Source organism: Amycolatopsis orientalis, assembly GCF_000943515.2.
Classification (GTDB): Bacteria; Actinomycetota; Actinomycetes; order Mycobacteriales; family Pseudonocardiaceae; genus Amycolatopsis; species Amycolatopsis orientalis.
On record NZ_CP016174.1, the window covers coordinates 251242 to 272110 of the forward strand.

At 69.1% G+C, this 20869-nt stretch carries 20 protein-coding genes; 13 read left to right on the forward strand and 7 right to left on the reverse strand.

Annotated features, from left to right (window positions below):
• Positions 1–80: 80 nt before the first annotated feature.
• From SD37_RS01190 to SD37_RS01210, 5 genes are all read left to right on the forward strand, one after another.
• Positions 81–842 carry an ABC transporter ATP-binding protein gene (locus tag SD37_RS01190; RefSeq protein ID WP_044849349.1) on the forward strand — a complete coding sequence of 254 codons (762 nt, stop codon included), beginning with the start codon at positions 81–83 and terminating at the stop codon, positions 840–842.
• Entirely contained in the window at positions 842–3379 is a 2538-nt protein-coding gene (locus tag SD37_RS01195) for an FtsX-like permease family protein (RefSeq protein ID WP_044849348.1), read from the forward strand. The genes SD37_RS01190 and SD37_RS01195 overlap by 1 nt, the downstream gene beginning before the upstream one ends.
• A gap of 58 nt (positions 3380–3437) precedes the next feature.
• Entirely contained in the window at positions 3438–4001 is a 564-nt protein-coding gene (gene pyrE / locus SD37_RS01200) for an orotate phosphoribosyltransferase (protein ID WP_016338130.1), read from the forward strand.
• 118 nt (positions 4002–4119) lie between these two features.
• On the forward strand, positions 4120–4512 hold the full coding sequence (locus SD37_RS01205; RefSeq protein WP_037307205.1) for a DUF2784 domain-containing protein: 393 nt from the start codon (positions 4120–4122) through the stop codon (positions 4510–4512).
• A gap of 181 nt (positions 4513–4693) precedes the next feature.
• A complete protein-coding gene (locus tag SD37_RS01210; protein WP_044849347.1) occupies positions 4694–5347 on the forward strand; it encodes a TrmH family RNA methyltransferase in 654 nt (217 codons plus the stop codon).
• 70 nt (positions 5348–5417) lie between these two features.
• Here the strand turns inward: SD37_RS01210 and SD37_RS01215 are convergent, their stop codons facing one another.
• Positions 5418–7562, reverse strand: coding sequence for a molybdopterin-dependent oxidoreductase (locus tag SD37_RS01215; protein ID WP_044849346.1), 2145 nt, complete (start codon positions 7560–7562; stop codon positions 5418–5420).
• Positions 7563–7635: 73 nt separating this feature from the next.
• On the opposite strand from SD37_RS01215, the gene SD37_RS01220 reads away from it, so the two are divergent.
• Positions 7636–8661 carry a glycoside hydrolase family 76 protein gene (locus SD37_RS01220; protein WP_044849345.1) on the forward strand — a complete coding sequence of 342 codons (1026 nt, stop codon included), beginning with the start codon at positions 7636–7638 and terminating at the stop codon, positions 8659–8661.
• 59 nt (positions 8662–8720) lie between these two features.
• Here SD37_RS01220 and SD37_RS01225 read toward each other — a convergent pair whose 3' ends face one another.
• The 3 genes from SD37_RS01225 to SD37_RS01235 all read right to left on the reverse strand — a co-directional run bounded on the left by SD37_RS01225 (position 8721) and on the right by SD37_RS01235 (position 11294).
• Complete coding sequence (locus tag SD37_RS01225) at positions 8721–9254, reverse strand: GNAT family N-acetyltransferase (protein ID WP_044849344.1); 534 nt, start codon at positions 9252–9254, stop codon at positions 8721–8723.
• A gap of 47 nt (positions 9255–9301) precedes the next feature.
• Positions 9302–10171, reverse strand: a complete 870-nt coding sequence (locus tag SD37_RS01230; RefSeq protein ID WP_044849343.1) for a LacI family DNA-binding transcriptional regulator — start codon at positions 10169–10171, stop codon at positions 9302–9304.
• 88 nt (positions 10172–10259) lie between these two features.
• Complete coding sequence (locus tag SD37_RS01235) at positions 10260–11294, reverse strand: LacI family DNA-binding transcriptional regulator (RefSeq protein ID WP_044849342.1); 1035 nt, start codon at positions 11292–11294, stop codon at positions 10260–10262.
• Between the two features lie 114 nt (positions 11295–11408).
• Between SD37_RS01235 and SD37_RS01240 the strand changes: the two genes are divergently transcribed.
• The 7 genes from SD37_RS01240 (at position 11409) to SD37_RS01270 (ending at position 17078) form a co-directional block, all read left to right on the forward strand.
• Positions 11409–12425 (forward strand): substrate-binding domain-containing protein, encoded by a 1017-nt coding sequence (locus tag SD37_RS01240; RefSeq protein WP_044849341.1) that lies wholly within the window; start codon positions 11409–11411, stop codon positions 12423–12425.
• Positions 12422–13411 (forward strand): ABC transporter permease, encoded by a 990-nt coding sequence (locus tag SD37_RS01245; protein WP_044849340.1) that lies wholly within the window; start codon positions 12422–12424, stop codon positions 13409–13411. Before SD37_RS01240 ends, SD37_RS01245 begins: the two co-directional genes overlap by 4 nt.
• Positions 13408–14214: an ATP-binding cassette domain-containing protein gene (locus SD37_RS01250; protein WP_044849339.1), complete on the forward strand. Its 807-nt coding sequence runs from the start codon at positions 13408–13410 to the stop codon at positions 14212–14214. The genes SD37_RS01245 and SD37_RS01250 overlap by 4 nt, the downstream gene beginning before the upstream one ends.
• A gap of 9 nt (positions 14215–14223) precedes the next feature.
• Positions 14224–15093, forward strand: coding sequence for a PfkB family carbohydrate kinase (locus tag SD37_RS01255; RefSeq protein ID WP_083254853.1), 870 nt, complete (start codon positions 14224–14226; stop codon positions 15091–15093).
• The gene (locus SD37_RS01260) at positions 15090–15737 is read left to right on the forward strand and encodes a nucleoside/nucleotide kinase family protein (protein WP_044849337.1); all 648 of its coding nucleotides are present in this window, start codon (positions 15090–15092) and stop codon (positions 15735–15737) included. The genes SD37_RS01255 and SD37_RS01260 overlap by 4 nt, the downstream gene beginning before the upstream one ends.
• Entirely contained in the window at positions 15734–16480 is a 747-nt protein-coding gene (locus tag SD37_RS01265) for an SDR family oxidoreductase (RefSeq protein ID WP_044849336.1), read from the forward strand. The genes SD37_RS01260 and SD37_RS01265 overlap by 4 nt, the downstream gene beginning before the upstream one ends.
• Positions 16481–16664: 184 nt before the next feature.
• Positions 16665–17078: a VOC family protein gene (locus SD37_RS01270; protein ID WP_037307179.1), complete on the forward strand. Its 414-nt coding sequence runs from the start codon at positions 16665–16667 to the stop codon at positions 17076–17078.
• Here SD37_RS01270 and SD37_RS01275 read toward each other — a convergent pair.
• From SD37_RS01275 to SD37_RS01285, 3 genes are all read right to left on the reverse strand, one after another.
• On the reverse strand, positions 17075–17743 hold the full coding sequence (locus tag SD37_RS01275; protein WP_044849335.1) for a DedA family protein: 669 nt from the start codon (positions 17741–17743) through the stop codon (positions 17075–17077). The genes SD37_RS01270 and SD37_RS01275 overlap by 4 nt on opposite strands.
• A gap of 146 nt (positions 17744–17889) precedes the next feature.
• Positions 17890–20160 (reverse strand): MFS transporter, encoded by a 2271-nt coding sequence (locus SD37_RS01280; RefSeq protein ID WP_044849334.1) that lies wholly within the window; start codon positions 20158–20160, stop codon positions 17890–17892.
• A 4-nt stretch (positions 20161–20164) separates the two neighbouring features.
• Positions 20165–20683: a MarR family winged helix-turn-helix transcriptional regulator gene (locus SD37_RS01285; RefSeq protein ID WP_044849333.1), complete on the reverse strand. Its 519-nt coding sequence runs from the start codon at positions 20681–20683 to the stop codon at positions 20165–20167.
• Between the last annotated feature and the right edge of the window lie 186 nt (positions 20684–20869).

The following is a 20869-nucleotide window of genomic DNA, read 5'->3' on the forward strand; positions in this document are numbered from 1 at the left end:
GTGAGGTAGGGAACGCCCTACCTCCGAGACGCACGCTCGCCCCAGGGTGCTTTCGACCGGGGATTCCTAGGGTTTTCCCCATGAACACTGGGTGGAACGGTGACGCGGTCCGGCTCGACGGCGTCCGCAAGGAATACGGCAAGGGCGTCGTCGCCCTGGACGGGGTGACGCTGGCGTTCCCGCGCGGCGGTTTCACCGCGGTGATGGGCCCCTCGGGCTCGGGCAAGAGCACCTTCCTGCACTGCGCGGCCGGACTGGACCGGCCGACGTCGGGGTCCGTCGTACTCGACGGGCAGGAGCTGGCCGGGATGAGCGAGACGAAGCTGACGAAGCTGCGCCGCGACCGGGTCGGCTTCATCTTCCAGGCCTTCAACCTGCTCCCCGCGCTGACCGTCGAGCAGAACGTCACGCTTCCGCAGCAGCTAGCCGGTGCCAAACCGGACCGCCGCGTCGTCGAGGAGATGCTCGCCCGCGTCGGCCTTTCCGGGCGCCGCAAGCATCTTCCCGGCGAACTCTCCGGTGGTCAGGCTCAGCGCGTCGCGATCGCGCGGGCGCTGGTCACCCGGCCCGCGGTGGTCTTCGCCGACGAGCCGACCGGGGCGCTCGACACGCGGACCGCCGCCGAGGTCCTCGGACTGCTGCGCGATTCCGTCCGCACGACCGGCCAGACGGTGATCATGGTGACGCACGATCCGATGGCCGCCTCCTACGCCGACCGCGTCATCTTCCTGGCCGACGGCCGGATCGCGGACGAACTGCACGCGCCGACGGCGGACGTCGTCGCGGAGCGCATGACCCACCTGGGTGCCTGGGGCCGACCGGTTCACACGGCGGGTGTGTGATGCTGCGACTCGCTTTCCGGACCCTGCGCCTGCGCAAGGGCGGGTTCATCGGCACCTTCGTCGCCGTCTTCTTCGGCGCGCTGATCGTCGCGTCCTGTGGCGGCCTGATGGAGACCGGGATCCGCGCCAACGCGGAACCACAACGCCTCGCGGCCGTCCCGATCATCGTCACCGGCGGCCAGACCTTCGAACTGCCGAAGAAGGACCCGGCCACTCTCGAAGCCGACGACGACCGGAAATTCGAGGACGCGCGGCTGCCCGAGCGCGTCCGGCTCGACGACGGTCTCGTCTCGCGCTTGCGTTCCGTGCCCGGCGTCTCGGACGTCGTCGGCGAAGTGAGCATCCCGCTCGCGGCGGACGGACGGCAGGCCCTCGGCCACGCTTGGGATTCCGCCGCGCTGACGCCGTACGCGCTGACGGCGGGTACCGCGCCCGGCGCGGGCGAGGTCGTCGTCGAGTCGACGTCGGGGCTGAAGCCCGGCGATCGCGTCGAGATCGCCGCGCGGGGCGAGATCGAAACGTTCCGGGTGGCCGGGGTCGCCGCCGCTCCGCGTTCGATCACGCGGGCCGGGGTGTTCTTCTCCGCCGCCGACGCCGCACGGCTTTCCGGCTATCCGGGGAAGGCCGACGTCATCGGCGTCTTCACCAAGCCGGGCGCCGACATCGAGGCGGTCCGGGAAAGTGTCGCCGCGGCCGCGACCGGTGCGACCGTCCTGAGCGGGATCGACCGCGGTGTCGCGGAATTCCCCGAGGCCGAGTCGAGCGGATCCAACCTGATCGTCATCGCCGCGGTGTCCGGTGGGCTTTCGGTGATGGTGGCGATGTTCGTCGTCGCGAGCACGCTGAGCCTGTCCACCCAGCAGCGCTCGCGGGAACTCGCGTTGATGCGGGCGATCGGCACCACCCCGCGCCAGCTGCGGCGCATGGTGCTCGGCGAGGCGCTGGCCGTCGGCCTGCTCGCCACCGCGCTCGCCGCCGCCTTCGGCCCGTTCCTCGGTGAATGGCTGTTCGGGCAGCTGGTCGAAAACGGTGTCGTGCCCCAGGTTCTGCGGTTCTACCAAGGCTGGCTGCCGTCGGTGGTCGGCGCGGGTGCCGCGATCCTCGCGGTGTTCATCGCCGCCTTCGTGGCGGGCCGCCGGGCCGGGAAGATCCGGCCGACCGAGGCGCTCGCCGAAGCCGCGGTCACCCGCCGCTGGCTGACGCCGACGCGCTTCGTCCTCGCCGCCCTCTGTTTCGGCGGCGGCACCGCGCTGGCGATCGTGACCGTCGCGGTGATGACCGGTCCGATCGCGGCCAGCACCGCCGGGCCAGCGGTGATCCTCTGGGCGCTCGGCGTCGCGATGATCACCCCCGGTGTCGCGAAGGTGATGACGGCGCTCCTGCAGTGGCCGATGCGCCTGCTCGGCGGCATCGACGCCCGGCTCGCCGTGCTCAACACCCGTGCCGGGATCGTCCGGGCGGCCGGCGCGGTCACCCCGATCATGCTCGCCGTCGGGATCGCGACCGCGAACATCTACCTGCAGACCACCCAGCAGGAACTGGCGAACCAGGCGTTCACCGAGGACGTCCGCGCCGACGCCGTGCTCGGCGCGCCGCACGGGACCGGGCTGTCGCCGGACCTGGTCCAGCGGATCCAGTCGGTGCCCGGAGTGGCCGGAGCGTCCGAGTACGTGACGAGCAGCGTGTTCATGGAGGTGCCGTACGAGCGCTCCGACGACGGACGCCCGGCGATCGGCCTCACCGCGGCCGGTGCCGGAGCCACCACCGACACGAAGGTGACCCAGGGCGACCTGAAAGCGTTGACCGGCGCCACCATCGCGCTCCCCGACGTCTACGCGAAGGACTTCGGCCGCGGCATCGGCGACACGCTGAGCCTGAGGCTCGGCGACGGCGCCAAGGTCGACGTCAAGGTCGTCGCGCTGACCGACCAGCGCCCCGGCTTCGAGAGCATGCTGCTCCCGGCGAGCCTGCTGGCGCCGCACACCACCGCCGGACTCGCGCAGCAGATGCTCGTCCGCGCGGCTCCGGGCGTCGATCCGGCCGTGCTGACCGAACGGCTTCGCGAGGCGACGGCCGGGCAGCCGGTGTCCGTCGGCGACCGGGACGCGCTCGTCGCGGCGCACGCGAAGGACCAGGCCGTCGGCGCCTGGGTGAACTACCTGATGGTCGGGATGATCATCGCCTACACGGTGATTTCGGTGGCCAACACGCTGGTGATGGCGACGATGCGGCGGCGCCGCGAGTTCGGGCTCCAGCGGCTCACCGGCTCGACCAGGGCGCAGGTGCTGCGGATGGCCGGCTTCGAAGGCGGGCTCGTCGCGCTGATCGGGATCGTGCTCGGCACGGTCGTCTCGGCGGGCGCGATCGTCCCGTTCTGCCTGGTGGCGGCCGATTCGCTGCTGCCGATGGGTTCGCCGCTGATCTACCTGTCCATCATCGGGATCGCGGCGGCGCTCGCACTGGCGGCGACCCTGGTCCCGGCCTGGGCGGCGACCCGAGGACAGCCCGTGGACGCCGCGACGACCGGCAGTGACTGAACACACTGGGGGAAACACCCCGGGGGCGCCCGGCCGGGCGTGTGTAAGACTCTCGGCCGTGGCGTACCCCGGGGTTGATCAAGCGGCGAAACTCGAACTGGCCAGACTGGTCGGCGAACTGGCCGTCGTGCACGGCAAGGTGACGTTGTCTTCCGGCAAGGAAGCCGACTACTACATCGATCTTCGGCGGGCGACGCTGCATCACGCGGCCGCGCCGCTCATCGGGAAGCTGCTCCGCCAGCTCACCCACGACTGGGACTACGTCGCCGCCGGCGGCCTGACCCTCGGCGCGGACCCGGTGGCGCTGGCGATGCTGCACTCCGCGGCCACCGACGGCGTCGTGCTCGACGCGTTCGTGGTCCGCAAGGCCGTCAAGGAACACGGCATGCAGCGCCGGATCGAAGGCGTCGAGGTGCTGGGACAGCGCGTGCTGGCCGTCGAGGACACCTCGACCACCGGCGGCAGCGTGCTCACCGCCGTCGAGGCGCTGCGCGAGGCCGGCGCGAACGTGGTCGGCGTCGCGACCGTCGTCGACAGGGACACCGGAGCGCGCGAGGCCATCGAGAAGGAAGGCCTCGAATACCGTTACATTCTGAACAAGGACGATCTCGGACTGTCCTGACTAAAACGTCCCGTACGGGGCATCCTCCGCGCGAACGGAGGATGCCCCGTTTTTTCGTGAGCGTTTCTCGATACGAAAGGGGTAACGTCGCTGGTAGGGGTGTGAAAGGGGGCTTGAGGTGGCGGGTTTCCTGGCGAACGTGACAGTCGCGGTGCACATTTTCGCGCTGCTGTTCATCGGATTCGGTGGTTTTCTCGCGTGGCGGTGGCCGAAGGTGATCTTCGTGCATGTGTTCTTCGCCGCATGGGGTGTTCTCGTCAACGTCTTCCCCTGGCCATGCCCGCTGACGGCGGCGGAGAACTACTTCCGCCACCTACAGGGCCTCGGCGACCTGCCCGGCGGCTTCAACGCCTACTACCTCTACGACACGGTGTTCCCGCGCTCGACGCTGCCGTTGGTCGTCGTGATCGCGATGGCGACCGTGATCGTCTCCTACGTCGGCACGGTCCAGCGCTGGCGGCACCGCGACCACGACGGGGACGCACCGGCGCACCGCGTCAGCATGGGCTGAGTGGTCACCATCGGAAGTCCTCCGGGGGTCTCGACGGCCCAGCTTCCCGCTGGACGCACGCCCGCAAGGCCCGAGTACAACCCGGTACGAGGACCTCGCCGCCGCACGCCCAGCGGAAACCTGGATCCGCCGAATACCCCCGAAGGCCTTCCGATGGCGACCACTGAGTGACAATCACCCGGTGACTGAGGAAGAGGCCGGCCCCACCGAATGGGTGGCGCGGGAAGAGGTCGGCGTCGGCCCGTGGGAGGGCGAGTGGCCCGCGGACGAGCGGTACGACCCCGAATTGCTGGCCAACGGGGACCGCCGCAACGTCGTCGACCGGTACCGCTACTGGCGGCGCGAGGCCATCGTGTCCGATGTGGACGGCCGACGGCACCCGTTCCACGTGGCGATCGAGAACTTCCAGCACGATCACAACATCGGCACCGTGGTCCGGACGGCGAACGCGTTCGCCGCGGCCGCCGTGCACATCGTCGGACGGCGGCGCTGGAACCGGCGCGGCGCCATGGTGACCGACCGCTACCAGCACCTTCTCCACCACGAAGACGTCTCCGGGCTGCTGACCTTCGCCGCCGCCGAGGGACTCGCCGTGGTCGCCGTCGACAACACGCCCGGGTCGCAGCCCATCGAGACCGCCGAACTGCCGCGCGAGTGCGTCCTGCTGTTCGGCCAGGAGGGGCCGGGGCTGTCGGCCGAGGCGCAGAAGACGGCGTCGCTGGTCGTCTCGATCGCACAGTTCGGCACGACGCGCTCGATCAACGCCGGTGTCGCCGCCGGGATCGTCATGCACGCCTGGGTCCGGCAGCACGCCGACCTCACCCAGGCCTGGTGACCCACGCGTTTCGTCCTCTGGACGCGGTCCTTGCGTGGGCAACTACCGCATCCAGAGGACGAAACGCGAGTTAAACCGGGGCGACGTCCACGGGGATCCCGTTCAGCACGGCGTTGCCGGACGGGACGTCGAGCAGGGTCTCGTCGGCGACCAGGTTCGAGTTGACGCCGGCGTGCGCCGTGGCGACCTTCGTGCGCATGCCGTCGAGGTCGTGCCCCCAGCCGTGCGGCATGCTCACCACCCCGGGCCGGACGTCGGCCGTGACCTCCACCGGCGCTTCGAGCTTCCCCGCCCGCGAAGTCACCGACGCGAGCCCGCCGTCGGTCAGCCCGAGCCGCGAGGCGTCTTCCGGGTGAACCTGGACCGTGCACCGGTTCCCGCCGCGCACCAGCGGCGTCAGGTTGTGCATCCACGAGTTGTTCGAACTCAGATGCCGCCGCCCGATCAGCAGCAACCCGCCGTCCGGCGTCTTGTCCAGCTCCGCGCGCAGCCGTGGGACGTCCTTCGTGATCGCGTCCGGGGCCAGTTCGACCTTCCCGCTCGCCGTGGCGAGCACGTCCGGCAGCCGCGGCTTCAGCGCGCCGAGGTCGATGCCGTGCGGGGCGGCTTCGAGGTCGGCCAGCGTCAGCCCGTACGGTCCGCCGCGCAACATCAGGTCGATCATCCGCGCCGGGCCCGTGCGGCCCTCCGCGAGTGCGAGGTCGACGCCGGTGCGGCGGGCGGTCTCGGCCGCGACCATCGTGTCGAAGGCGGCGACATCGACGTCCGGGCCCTGACCGGCGGCGATCCCGGCCATCCGCAGCAGGGTCACCCACTCCTGCGGCATCTCCGTCTCGAGCGTCCGCGGCGTCCAGTTCGCCACGTTGCGCACGGCGAGCGCGTACAGCGCGACGTCGTAGTGCGGCCGCTCCAGCGGTGACGGCCCGGGAAGGATGACGTCGGCGTGCCGGGTGGTCTCGTTGAGGTAGACGTCGAGGGAGACCATGAAGTCCAGCTGCCCCAGCGCTTCGCTGAGCCGCGCGGAGTTGGGCGTGCTCAGCGCCGGATTGCCGCTGATCGTCACCAGCGCGCGGACCTGCCCTTCGCCGGGCGTCTCGATCTCGTCCGCGAGCGTGGCCACCGGCAGCTCGCCGAGCACTTCGGGGTACCCGCGCACCCGGCTCGTCCACCGGCCGCTGGTGAACGGTGACGACCGGCGCGGCCGCCAGAGGGCGGGAAGCGGGAACAGCACGCCGCCCTCGCGGTCGAGGTTGCCGGTGAGCGTGTTGACGACGTCGACCAGCCAGCTCGCGATGGTGCCGTACGACTGGGTCGTGGTCCCCATCCGGCCGTAGACCGCGGCCCGTTCGGCGTCCGCGAGGTCGAGCGCGATCCGGCGGATCTCGGCCGCGTCGAGGCCGGTCGCCGGCGCGACCGCCTCCGGGGTGAACGGCTCCGCGAGCGCGCGGACCTCGTCGACGCCGGTGACGTGCTCTTCGAGCCGTCCGAGGGCGACCCGGTTCTCCGCGAACAGGACGTTGACCAGCGCGAACAGGAACAACGCGTCGGTGCCGGGGCGGATCGCGTGATGCTCGTCGGCGAGCTGGGCGGTCCGGGTGCGGCGCGGATCGAGGACGACGATCTTTCCGCCGCGTTTCTGGATGCCCCGGAGCCTGCCGCGGACGTCGGCCGCGGTCATCAGGCTTCCGTTGGACACCAACGGGTTGGCGCCGAGGATGAGCAGATGGCCGGTGCGGTCGAGGTCGGCGACGGGAATGGCCTGCGGGTCGCCGAACAGGTAGCCGGACGAGAAGTGCTTCGGCATCTGGTCGACCGTGGTCGCGGTGTAGAAGTTCTTGGTGCCCAAGGCTTTGAAGAACACACGGCCGTAGAGGACGAGTGCCGCGTTGTGCACCGTCGGATTGCCGGAGTAGACCGCGACGGCGTTCTTGCCGTGCCGGTCGATGATCGGCCGCAGCCGCCTGTCGATCTCGGCGAAGGCCTCGTCCCAGGTGACCTCGACGAACTCGCCGTCGCGTTTGACCAGCGGCGCGGTGAGCCTGTCCGGGTCGCGGTGCAGCGCGCCGAGCGAGGCGCCCTTCGGGCAGATGTATCCCTGCGAGAAGACGTCCTCGCGGTCGCCCTGAACCCGGGTGACCAGGCTCTTCTCGTCGAAAGTCACCTCCAGGCCGCAGGTGGCTTCGCACAGGGGGCAGGTCACATGCGCCGTGGTCATGAGGCACCTCGCGGGTTCGGGGATCGTCTCAACATACTGAGCGGTATGTCAGCGGGCAAGGGATGATGACGCGATGAGTGCGGACAGACCTCTCGCCGAACGGGCCGCGACCGCCGAACGCGCGATCCGCGACCGGCATCTGCGCCGGGTGTGGGGACTGCCGGGGACCGTGCTCGGCCGCAGCGGCTGGCCACCCTCGGCCGATCAGCGCGTCCACTGGCATTGGAACTACTGGTGGCAGGCGCATCTGCTGGACACCCTCGTCGACGCGCAACTGCGGGATCCTTCACCGGATCGACTGAAGCTGATCGACCGGTTCGTGGCATCTCTGCGGCTGCGCAACTTCGGCAAGTGGATCAACGACTACTACGACGACATCGCCTGGCTCGGCCTCGCGCTGCAACGCGTCGGCCACCTCGGCCTCGACGTCCGCGGTGGGCTGGAGGCGATCAGTTCGCGGCTGCGCGAAGGCTGGACCGACGACGCGGGCGGCGGGATCTGGTGGCGCGTCGGCGACCGGTTCAAGAACGCGCCCGCGAACGGCCCGGCCGCGATCTTCCATGCCCGCGAAGGGGCGACGCAGCACGCGCGCGGCCTGACCGACTGGATGACCGAGCGGCTCGTCGATCCGGCGACCGGTCTGGTGTGGGACGGTCTGCGCGTCGACTCCGGTGAGCTGGTCAAGCATATTTTCACGTACTGCCAAGGGGTCTATCTCGGCGCTTGTCTGGAACTGTCCGAAATGGACAGAGTGGAGCGGACGATCCACGCGGTCGCGGAGCACGTCGCGCCGAACGGGGTGATCCGGGGACAGGAAGGCGGCGACGGCGGCCTGTTCGCCGGGATCTTGGCGCGGTACCTGGCGCTCGCGGCGCCGCAGCTGCCGAGCGGGGTGGCGCGCGATCTGGTCCTCCGGTCGGCCGAAGCCTGCTGGAGCGGAGCCACCGCGACACCGCACGGGCCGCTCTTCAGCGCCGACTGGGCGACTCCGGCGCCTTCGCTGCCCCTCGCCCCCGACGCCCCCGAACGCGACCTGTCCGTCCAGATCAGCGCCTGGATGCTCCTCGAGGCCGCCGCCACCCTGGACCACCGCATTTAGCCCTCTAAATGCGTGGGTCCCAGACCCCCGACTTCGCGTTTAGCCCGCTAAACGCGACGTCACCAGACGTCGCCCGAGCGCCAGTCGCAGGTGATCTCCCCGTCCAGATCGAGGGTGACCCCCACCGGCAGCACATGGATCGACCCGTCGTCCTCCTTCGTCGCCTCCACGCCCGTAGGCGTCATGACCGACGAAGGACCGCGCCACAGCAGCCAGCCACGCGACGCGTAGAACTCCAGTGCGTCTTCGGACGCCGAAAGCGCACCGAGGTCGTACGCCTTCCGCAGGACCCGCTCCAGCGCGTCCATCATCGCGGCGCCGTGCCCGCGCCGCCGGTGGTCGGAGCGGACGGCGACCGCCTCGACGTAACCCGTCCGGAGTACCCGGCTGTTGTGCACGAGCCGCCGCTGGACCAGTGACGCGTGCCCGATCAGCTCGCCGCCCTCCCAGATCAGCGTATGCATGCCGCCGAGGGAGTTCTCCCAGTCGTCGTCGCTGAAATCACCGTCGAAGGCGTCGTCGAGCAGGGCGCGCGCCGCTTCCAGCACGGCGGCGTCGAGGTCGGCGGTGTGCACGGTCCACAGCTCGGTCATTCCGCCATCATCACCCGGCGGCGGCCTTCTGACCAGCGACTTGTGACTCAGCAGCCGCAGGACTGACGGTGTATGAAGCGCGGCGCGAGCCGTACGGATTCGGGCCGTCGCTCAGGGTCGGTGATCCGGGCCAGCAGGAGTTCGACGGCCTTGCGCCCGATCTCCTCGATCGGCTGCGCCATCGTGGTCACCGCGGGGGTCACCTGCCCGGCCCACTCCATGTCGCCGTAGCCGACGATCGCGAGGTCGCGTCCGATCCGGATGCCGAGGCGGTGCGCCTCGTACTGGACGCCGATCATCATCGCCTCGCTCGCCACCACCAGCGCGGTCGGCGACGGCCAGCTGTCGAGCAGTTTCGCGGTCGCGGCGGCCGCCCCGCCCGGGGTCGACTGCCCGCACGCGACCAGCTGCGACGTCCACCGGATGCCGGAGCGGCCGAGACCGAGCCGGTAGCCCAGCGCCCGCTCCTCGTAGGTGGTCATGTCCTCTTCGCCCGAGATGAAGCCGATCTTGCGGTGCCTCAGCCCGGCGAGATGCCGGACGAGCGCGCAGACCGCCTGGATGTTCTCGGAGCCGACCTGGTCGACGTCGTTGCGTCCGGCCATCCGGTCGACGAGCACGGTCGGTACGCCCATCCGGACCAGCCCGTTGATCACCGCGTCGTCGCCGGCCGCCGGGACGAGCAGGACGCCGTCGACGCGGTCGGCACGCAGCGCGCGGATGACCGCGGCCTCGTTGGCGACACTGTCACCGGTGTCGGCGAGGGTGATCTCGCAGCCGTGACGGCGTGCGGCGCGGCGGATGGCGCGGATGAGTTCACCCGAATAGGGGTTCGCGTGCATCGCCATGGCCACCCCGAACCGGTGGGTGACTGGAGTGTCCTCCCACAGGGGTAACGCCGGGGACAATGCCGTCATCGATCCACGCCTTCATCCGAGCTTGAATGAAGGTAACGGCTGACGGGGCCCGGTTCGGCCGCAAGACCGGAAAGTCGTCCAACAATCATCAATGTGAGTGAACGTGCGCGCATCCGCAGGACGCCCGATGGCGGAGCGTAGGCGGAATCCGGATCGTCTGGGCCTTGCGCGACGGCTCGTTGATCCTGGCGAGCAGCAGCCGCACCGCCTGGGTGCCGATCTCCTCGATCGGCTGCGCCATCGTGGTCAGCGGCGGCTCCACCAGATCGGCCCACTCGACGTCGTCGTAGACCACGACGGGCAGGTCGATCCCGGCCCGAAGGCCTCGGCGGCGCAGCTCGTGCAGCACCCCGACCATCATGCTGTCGTTGCCGACCACCAGCGCCGTCGGCGGCTCCGGCAGCGCGAGCAGCGTGCTCAGTGCCAGTGCCCCGCCCGAGCGGGACGACTGCCCGCAGGCGACCAGCTCCTCCGTCCAGGTCAGCCCCGAACGGCCGAGGCCCAGCCGGTAGCCGAGGATCCGCTCCTCGCTGGTGCTCAGCCCGGCCGCGCCGCTGATCATGCCGATCCGCTGGTGCCCGAGTGACGCCAGATGCGCGGTCAGCGCCGACGTCGATTGGATGTTCTCCGCGCCCACCTGGTCGACGTCGGTGCGCGTGGAGAGCCGGTCGATGAGCACGGTCGGGACGTCGAGCGAGACGAGTTCGCCGATCACCGAGCCGTCGCCGGGCGAGGGCGTGATCAGCAGTCCGTCGACCCGGCGGGAACGCAGCGTCCGTACCGTTTCACGCTCGGTGTCGACGGTGTCGTGCGTGTCCGCCAGCAGGACCGTGTACCCGGCCGACGCGGCTTCGCGTTCGATCGCCTGGATGAGCACCGCGAAGTACGGATTCGCCAAGAGGGAGATCGCGACGCCGATCGACCGGGTCCCGCCGGTGACCAGGGAGCGAGCGATGGCGTCACCGGTGTAGCCGGTCTGCTCGATCGCGCGGAGAACCGCGGCCTTGGTCTCCTCGGCGACCGCCCTCGTCCCGTTGACCACATGCGAAACGGTCGTGATGGAGACGCCCGCCAGTTCGGCGATGTCGCGTTGGGTGGGACGGGAGGAGCGTGACGGCGGCATTACCAATCCTCGGTCAGGTCTGCTGCAAGCGTTTGCGCAAACGCTTGCGACTGAGCATAACCCTGTCTACCTTCCCGTCCATCGCCGACAGCCTTGAATCGGAGGGCATCCCCCATGAGACAGCGCAGTCTCGTCGCGTTGGCACTGGTCGCCGTGCTCACGGCGACCACGGCCGGCTGCACGGTCGAACGCCACTGGGGTGGCGGGTCGAAAACCGGCGGAGGCGGCAAGGCCAAGGTCGGCCTGGTCACCAAGACCGACACCAATCCCTACTTCGTCGAGCTGAGAGCGGCCGCCAAGGCCGCCGCCGACGCGAACGGCGCGGAGTTCAGCGCCCTCGCCGGTCAGTTCGACGGTGACAACGACGGTCAGGTCCGGGCCATCGAGAACCTCATGCAGCAGGGTGCGAACACCATCCTGATCACGCCGAGTTCGTCGACCGGTGTCCTCGACGCCATCGACCGCGCCCGCAAGGCCGGGGTGCTGGTCATCGCGCTCGACACCGCGACGGAGCCGGACACCGCCGTCGACGCGACCTTCGCCACGGACAACTTCGAGGCCGGACGTCAGCAGGGCGCGTACGTCAAGGCCGCGCTCGCGGGCAAGGCGCCGAAGCTGTTCATGGTGGACGGCACCGCCGGATCCACAGTGGACACTCAGCGGCACACCGGGTTCCTCAAGGGCATCGGCCTGACCGACGCCTCGCCGGAGATCAAGGGCAAGACGCCCGCGAACGGTGACCAGAGCCTCGCCCAGCAGGGCGTGGAGAACCTGCTGCAGCGCACCACCGACATCAACGCCGTCTACACCATGAACGAGCCGATGGGCCGTGGCACCTACGCCGCGCTCCAGGCCCGCGGCCTGGTGAACCAGATCGTGATGGGCTCGATCGACGGCGGCTGCGAAGGCGTCAAGAACGTGCGCGACGGCCAGTACGCCGCCACGGTCATGCAGTTCCCCAAGAAGATGGCCGAGCAGGGCGTCCTCGCCGCCATCGATTACGCCAAGACCGGGAAGAAGCCGAGCGGATTCGTCAACACCGGATCCGCGGTGATCACGGACAAGCCGATCCCCGGTGTGGAAAGCCAGGACACCAAATGGGGCCTCGAGAACTGCTGGGGGACGAAATGACGACAGCCACCCTCAAGGGCGGCGAACGCCCCACCCTCGGCGAGTTCTTCCTGCGCGCGCCCGCCGTCGGGCCCGCGCTGGCCCTGCTCGTCGCGATCGTGGTGTTCTCGCTGTCGACGGACACCTTCCTCGACCTCGACAACCTTTCCCTTGTGGTGCAACAGTCCCTGGTGGTCGGCACGCTCGCCCTCGGGCAGACGCTGATCATCCTGACCGCGGGTATCGACCTGGCCAACGCGGCCGCGATGGTGCTCGCGACGCTGATCATGGCGAAGCTCGTCGTCGGCGGCGTCTCCGGGATCTGGGCGCTGCTGCTGGGAATCGTGGCGACGGTGGCGATCGGAATGGTCACCGGTTCGCTGGTCACCCGGATCAAGCTGCCGCCGTTCATCGTCACCCTCGGCCTGCTGACGGTGCTCACCGCGGCCGCGAAACTGTTCGCGAGCGGCCAGGCCGTCCCGGTCGCCGACGAACTGCTCAAATGGCTCGGCACCCGCCGGTACCTGTTCGGCGGCATTCCGATCACGTACGGCATGACGCTGGCTTTGCTGATGTACCTGGGACTTTGGTACGCGCTCACGCGGACGCCGTGGGGCAAGCACGTGTACGCGGTCGGCAACGCGCCGGAATCCGCGCGGCTGTCCGGGATCAAGGTCAACCGCACCATTCTCTCGGTGTACATCGTCGCCGGGGTGATCGTCGGGATCGCCGCCTGGCAGGCGCTCGGCCGCGTGCCGAACGCCGACCCGAACGCCTTCCAGCTCGGCAACCTCGATTCCATCACCGCGGTGGTGCTCGGCGGCGCGAGCCTGTTCGGCGGCCGGGGTTCGGTACTCGGCACGATGATGGGCGCGCTGGTCGTCGCGGTACTGCGGTCCGGGCTGACCCAGCTCGGGGTGGACGCGCTCTACCAGGACGTCGCCACCGGTGCCCTGCTCATCGGCGCCGTCTGCGTCGACCGTTTCGCGAGGAGGCAGCAGTCATGACGACGCCGACGTTGTCCGCAAAGGGACTGGTCAAACGCTACGGCCGGGTCACCGCCATCGACGGTGCCGACTTCGAACTGTTCCCAGGAGAGGTGCTCGCCGTCGTCGGCGACAACGGCGCCGGGAAGTCGAGTCTCATCAAAGCCCTTTCGGGCGCGGTGGTCCCGGACGCCGGGGAGATCAAAGTGGACGGTGAGACCGTCCACTTCAAGTCCCCTTTGGACGCTCGCCACTACGGGATCGAGACGGTGTACCAGGATCTCGCCGTCGCACCCGCGCTCGACATCGCGTCGAACATGTTCCTCGGCCGGGAGAAACGGCGTCAGGACATCTTCGGGAAGGTGTTCCGGAAGCTGGACCGGACCGCGATGCGGAACGAGGCGCAGCGGATCCTGGACGAACTCGGGATCAACATCAAGTCCATCGCCCAGCCGGTGGAGACGTTGTCCGGCGGGCAGCGCCAGGGTGTCGCCGTCGCGCGGGCGGCCGCGTTCGGCACCAAGGCGGTGATCATGGACGAGCCCACCGCCGCGCTCGGTGTCGCCGAATCCGGCAAGGTGCTCGACCTGATCAACCGGATCCGCGAACGCGGGCTGCCGGTGGTGCTGATCAGCCACAACATGCCGCATGTGTTCGACATCGCCGACCGTATCCACGTGCACCGCCTCGGCAAGCGCGTCGCGGTCGTCTCGCCGAAGACGCACACGATGAACCAGGTCGTCGGCCTGCTCACGGGTGCGCTGAAGCTCGGCGAGAACGGCGAAGTCGAAGAGGTCGCTTCGGCCGTGCACACCGGGTTGTAGCGAGTGAGAGTGCTGCTGGCGGGCCTGTGCACCGTCGACCAGGTTCAGCGCGTCGCCGATTTCCCGGCGCCGGGCGAGAAGGTGCGTTCGCTGTCGATGGACGTCGCCGCCGGGGGGCCGGCGACGAACGCGGCGGTGACCGTGGCCGCGCTCGGCGCTCACGCGACGCTCCTGACGGTCGCCGGTGCGCATCCGCTGGCGGCACTCGCCCGCGCCGACCTCGAAGCGCACGGCGTCGACCTGGCCGACCTCGATCCCGAACTGCCCGACCCGCCCGCGATCAGCGCCATCGTCGTCCGCGAATCCGACGGGGAACGCACCGTCGTCTCGCGCAACGCCCACGCTTCCTCGCGTTTCGTCCTCTCGATGCGGTCCTTGCACGCGCAACTACCGCGTCCAGAGGACGAAATGCCCGGGTGCGTGCTCCTGGACGGGCATCATCCGGAGGTCGCCCTGCACGTGGCGCGCTGGGCACGGGAGCGCGGGGTGCCGGTGGTGCTCGACGCGGGGAGCTGGAAGCCGGTCTTCGCCGAACTCCTTCCGCTGGTCGACATCGCCGCGTGCTCGTCGCTGTACCGCGGGGACGATCCCCGCGAACACGGCGTACCGGTGGTCATCACGACGGCGGGGCCGGAGCCGGTGCGCTGGTCGACGCCGGAAAAATCCGGTGCCGTCCCGGTCCCTGTCACCCGTGCGCGTGACACTCTGGGCGCGGGCGACGTCTGGCACGGAGCTTTCGCGTATGCGGTCGCCAGGGACGAAGGGGATGTCCCGACATGGATCGCGTTCGCCAACGAGGTGGCCGCCGAACGGGTGCGGCATGAAGGACCGAGGTCATGGACGGCCGCGGTCGCGAAGATGGGAGAAGGACTGCCATGACAGCCACGCCATCGGTGTTCGAGGACCTGTTGAGCAGGGCTCAGACGCTGGCGAAGCCGGGACAGCGCAGCGTGCTCGGGATCGTCGGCGCGCCCGCGTCCGGTAAGACGACGCTGGCCTGGGGACTGGCGAAGGCGCTGGGCACGAGGGCGGCCGTGGTCGGGATGGACGGTTTCCACCTGGCGCAGGTGGAGCTGCAGCGGCTCGGCCGCGTGGAGCGCAAGGGCGCGCCGGACACCTTCGACGCCGCCGGCTACGTGCACCTGTTGCGCAGGCTCGCCGAAGGCCGCGAGACGGTCTACGCGCCCGAGTTCCGCCGTGAGATCGAGGAACCGATCGCCGGTGCCGTCGCGGTCACCCCGGACGTCCCGCTGGTCATCACCGAGGGCAACTACCTGCTCATGCAGGACGATCCGTGGAGCGGCGTGAAGCCGATCCTCGCCGAGTCGTGGTTCCTCGCGCCGGACGAACCCGAGCGCATCGAGCGGCTCGTGTCACGGCACCGCCGTTACGGCCGCTCGCTGGTCGAAGCCCGCCGCCGCGCGCTCGGCTCGGACCAGCGCAACGCCGATTTGATCGCGTCCACCAGCGACCGGGCCGACCTGGTCCTGGAGAATCTCCCCCTGGTTAACTTCGCCATATGAGTGGGGTTCTCGTCGTCACCGGCGGCAGCAAGGGCATCGGCGCGGCGGTCTGCGAACTGGCCGCCGCGCGCGGTTATGACGTCGTCGTCAACTACGCGGGCGACACCGAAGCGGCCGAAGACGTCGCTTCGCGCGTCCGGAAGCACGGCGTCCAGGCGATCACCCAGCGCGGGGACGTGGCGTCCGAAGACGACGTGGTGGCCCTGTTCGACGTGGCCGTCGCGCTCGGCCCGCTCGCCGGGGTGGTCGCGAACGCGGCCATCACCGGCAACACGCCCGGCCGTCTCGACGAGTACGACGTGGACGTCGTCCGCCGGGTGGTCGATGTCAACATCACGGGTGTCTTCCTGTGCGTCCGCGAGGGCATCCGCCGGATGTCCACCCGGTACGGCGGCGCGGGCGGCGCGATCGTCACGGTGTCCTCCACCGCCGTGCGCACCGGATCGCCCGGCGAATGGGTCCATTACGCGGGCACGAAAGCCGCCGTCGAGACGATGACTTACGGCGTGGCACAAGAGGTCGCGAAGGAATCCGTCCGGATCAACGCGGTCGCCCCCGGCATGATCCACACCGGATTGCACGCCGCGGCGGGGATGCCCGACCGGATGGACCGGCTCGCCCCGACCATTCCGATGGGACGGGCCGGTGAACCCGGCGAAGTCGCGGAAGCCGTGCTGTGGCTGCTTTCCCCGGCCGCGTCGTACACCACCGGGACGGTGCTGACCGTCAGCGGAGGGCGTTGACGGCCGGGGCCACGGAGCGGTCACGAGGCGATATCGGGTCCGCGTGCGGTTCAGCCACTTTTTAACACTGTTTCCCGGCGGATATCACGATTCATGTGGGAAGTCGGCGGATCACCTCGGCGCCCGAGGCGCCTGTGTCACCCTGGTGGCGCCCCCAGCTTCTTGATCAGGACGGTCATCCCCGATGTCCAAGCTCATGTCTGTGCACCACCTGGCACTCACCGTGACCGACGTGGACCGGAGCGTGCCCTGGTACGCCCGCGTGCTCGAACTCGAGGAGTTCACGCGTCGCGAAGACCCGGAAACGGGTCTGCGGAAGGTCGTGCTGCGCTCGCCGAGCGAGGGGTTCGCGGTGGTGCTGGTCGAACACCAGGGCACCGAGCGGCCGCGGTTCGACGAACGGCGGACCGGTCTGGACCACGTGGCGTTCAAGGTCTCTTCGCGTTCGGAGCTGGCCGAGTGGGAGGCGCGCCTTTCGGAGTACGGCGTCGTCTACACACCGTCGAAGGGTTCGCGGACCCTGGAGGGTTCCTCGGTCATCGTGTTCCGCGACCCCGACGGGATCCAGCTGGAAATCTGGGCTGACCCCGAGGCCTAGGTTGTGCTCTCTTCGGCCTCTTCGGCGGGGCGCCGCATCTCCTGGCGGTAGCGGATCACGCCGTAGGCCGTACCGACCACGAAGAACGCGATGCTGACCCAGAGCGCGACAGTCTTCACCCACGGCAGTTCGTCCAGCAGGCCGGCGCCGTAGTAGCCGAGCAGCACCAGCGTCGGCACCCAGAGCAGCCCGCCCAGCGCCGTCGCGAGGGCGAACCGGCGCGGATCCATCCGCGCGGTCCCCGCGATGAGGGGCGCCAGCGTGCGGATCCACGGGATCCAGCGCGCGGCGACGATGGCGAAGAAACCCTTGCGATCCAGGAACGCCCGCGCCCGGTCGAGATTGTGCCGGTTCAGCACCTTGCCGCCGCGCCGCGCGATCAGTTTGGAGCCCGTCGACCGGCCGATGTAATAGCCCACCTGGTTGCCGAGAATCGCGACGAGCAGTGCGGCGGCCGAGAGCAGCCACGCGTTCAGGTCGGAGCCGTGCTGTGCGAGGACGACCCCGGCCGCGAACAGCAGGGAGTCACCGGGCAGGAACAGTCCGATGATCAGCGCGCACTCCACGAAGATGAAGCTCAGCACGATCACCCAGACGAGCACCGGCCCGGCGGTGTCGAGCCAGCTCACGCCGATGCCCGCGGCCTCGGTGTACACCTCACTCACGACGCGAGCCTACGTGTACTCGGCGAACCTCACGCGGCTGAACCATGGAATCGAGGTATCCGAAAGTCCCGGTCACGCCTCCCCCGAACGCCATGAAAGGTCCTTTCCTTGCGAAATTCGCAAGGAAAGGACCTTTCATCTCAGCCTCAGGAGTGGTCGACCAACTCGTCGAGCGCCTGGTCGTAGCTCAGCCGGACGTCGTGTTCCGCCTGGTCACCGCCCAGCAGCTCCACCCGGCTGGTGGCGGGCGGGTAGCCGCTGGCGATCACCGTGTACGTCCCGGCCGGCAGGTCGCTGACCGTGTAGTTGCCCTCCGCGTCGGTCCTCGCCACGGCGGCGACGCCGCCCGAGGAATCGAGCACGGTGATCCGCGCGTCCGGCACCACCCGGTCCCCGTCGGTCCTGGCGACCCCGCTCAGCAGGATCGTGCTGACCAGCTCGACGTCGTGGCGCAGCACCCCGGCGCCGGTGGCGGTCAGCGTCGCCGCGACCGGCCGGAACCAGCGGCCGCTGGCGACGATCGTGTACCGCCCGCCCACGATGCCGGCGAACGAGTAGACGCCGTTCTCGTTCGTGTGCGTCCTGGCGACCTGATTGCCGTTGTGGTCGATCAGGGTCAGCGCCGCACCCGCGACGTTCGTCGCGTCGTCCCGCCGGACGTGGCCGGTGATCTGGGCGGAGCCCGCCCGGAACACCCCGTTGCCGTTCCCGTTGGTCAGCGCGTGCTTACCGGGTTCGACGGGCGCGGTCACGACCGTCTTCTCGGAAGCCGTTTCGGCAGGCGCTTCGTCCTCTTCGAGGAGCGCTTCGCCGCCTTCGAGAGCCGAAGCCGCCGAGGGAGCCGAGCCGCCGAGCAGCGGGATCTCCTTCATGAACAGCAGCACCAGCGTCGCCAGCAGCGCGACCGCGCCCGCCACGTAGAACACCGTGGTGATCGACTCGGTGAAGCCGATCAGGACCGGGGTCTTGATGGCCTCGGGCAGGTTCGCGATACCGCTCGTGTTCGACTGCAGGTCGCCCAGCGCCGCGGCGCCGGGTCCGCTCGGCGGGTTGCCGCCGAACGCCTTGGTGATGTTGCCCGGCAGGACGTTGAACAGGATCGTCAGGAACACCGCGACACCCGCGGTACCACCGATCTGCCGGAAGAACGTCGCCGACGCGGTCGAGACGCCCATGTCGCTGCGCGGGCCCGCGTTCTGCACCGCGATGATCAGCGTCTGCATGCAGGCACCGAGGCCGAGGCCGATGATCGCGGCCGCGACCAGCGGGTGCCACAGCTCGCTGTTGTACTCGACCTGCGCGAAGAAGAACGCGCCCGCCGCGATCAGCAGCGTGCCGACCACCGGGAACACCTTGTAGCGACCGGTCTTGCTGGTGATCTGGCCCGAGATGATCGAACCGCTCATGATGCCCGCCATCAGCGGGATCATCAGCAGACCCGACTCGGTCGGCGAGAACTCCTGAACCACCTGCATGTACTGCGGGATCATCATGATCGCGCCGAACATCGCGACACCGACGATGACGCCGCCGATGATCGCGACCGTGAAGGTCGAGTTCTTGAACAGCCGCAGCGGGATCAGTGCCGCGTCCTTCATCAGCTTCTCGATGAAGATGAACGCCACCACGCCGATGGCGCCGATGATGTAGCAGATGATCGCGTTCTGCGAGCCCCAGCCCCATTTGTTGCCCTGCTCGGCGACGATCAGGAACGGCACCACGGCGACGACGAGCGCGAGCCCGCCCCACCAGTCGATCTTGTGGTCGTGGCGCTGGTGCGGAACGTTGAGCACGCGGGCCACGACGAACAGCGCGACGATCGCGATCGGCACGTTGATCAGGAAGACCCAGCGCCAGCCGTCGATCTGGTAGCCGAAGACGGTGCCGAGCGTGTCGAAGTCGGCGAAGAACCCGCCGAGCACCGGGCCGAGCACGGTGGAGATACCGAACACGGCGAGGAAGTAACCCTGGTAGCGGGCGCGTTCCCGCGGCGGCACGATGTCGCCCATGATCGTCATCGCCAGCGACATCAAGCCACCGGCACCGAGGCCCTGGATCGCGCGGAACGCGGCCAGCTCGTACATCGACGTCGCGAACGCCGAGGCGATCGAGCCGATCAGGAAGATCGAGATCGCGGCGATGTAGAACGGCTTGCGCCCGTAGATGTCGGACAGCTTGCCGTAGATCGGCGTGACGATCGTCGAGGTGATCAGGTAGGCCGTGGTGATCCAGGCCTGCAGGTCGAACCCGTTCAGGTCATTCGCGATACGGACGATCGAGGTACCCACGATCGTCTGGTCGAGCGCCGCCAGGAACATGCCCGACATCAGGCCGATCAGGATCGTGACGATCTGACGGTGACTGAGCCGGGGACCATCTTCTTGGATGGCTGGCGGACTTTCTACGGTGGTACTCATTGCTTCAGGCCCCCTTGGCCTTCGACGCCGACGCGGGGTCGGCGAACTGTGGAGATGTTTTCTCGATGTCGTCGTTCAGCCGGTGGAACAGCGAGTTGAGGGTTTCCCGGTCGGCGTCGGACCAATCGCCGAGTACCTCGGCGAGCCATAGGTTCCGCTGCTTGCGGTTCTCCTCGAAGACCCGGAGTCCTTCGGCGGTCGGTGCGAGCAGGCAGGCGCGGCCGTCCTCGGGGTCGGCCAGACGCTCGACCAGCCCGTGCTGGACGAGAGAACTCGACTGCCTGCTGATGGTCGAGATCTCGGAGTGCAGGAACTCGGCGAGCTTGCTGGTCCGCTGAGGGCCGACGTGGATGAGGCAGAAGAGGATCGCGTACGCGGCCCTCTCGATGCCGTCCGGCCCCTGCTTGGACACCTGGGACTTCGCCCGGTTGACCAGGCGCACGAGCCGCACGAGCTCATGCCCGAGGGTGTCGGCCAGGTCGAGGTCGGCCTTCGACCTGATGCCGGGTGTCGTGGGTGTCATGGGTGTCTCTCTCGCCGGTTGCTTGGTCACTGCAACTAGTTGCCTAGAGCAAGGATGTTCCTCTCAAGAGTGCTTCGCAAGGAGAAAGTGACCTTGTGTGTCGGACAACACTTTAGTTGCCGCATGCAAGCACATTTATTCGTGCATGTTTGTCCGATTCGCCCGCCTTGGGGCGCTGAGCTGGTG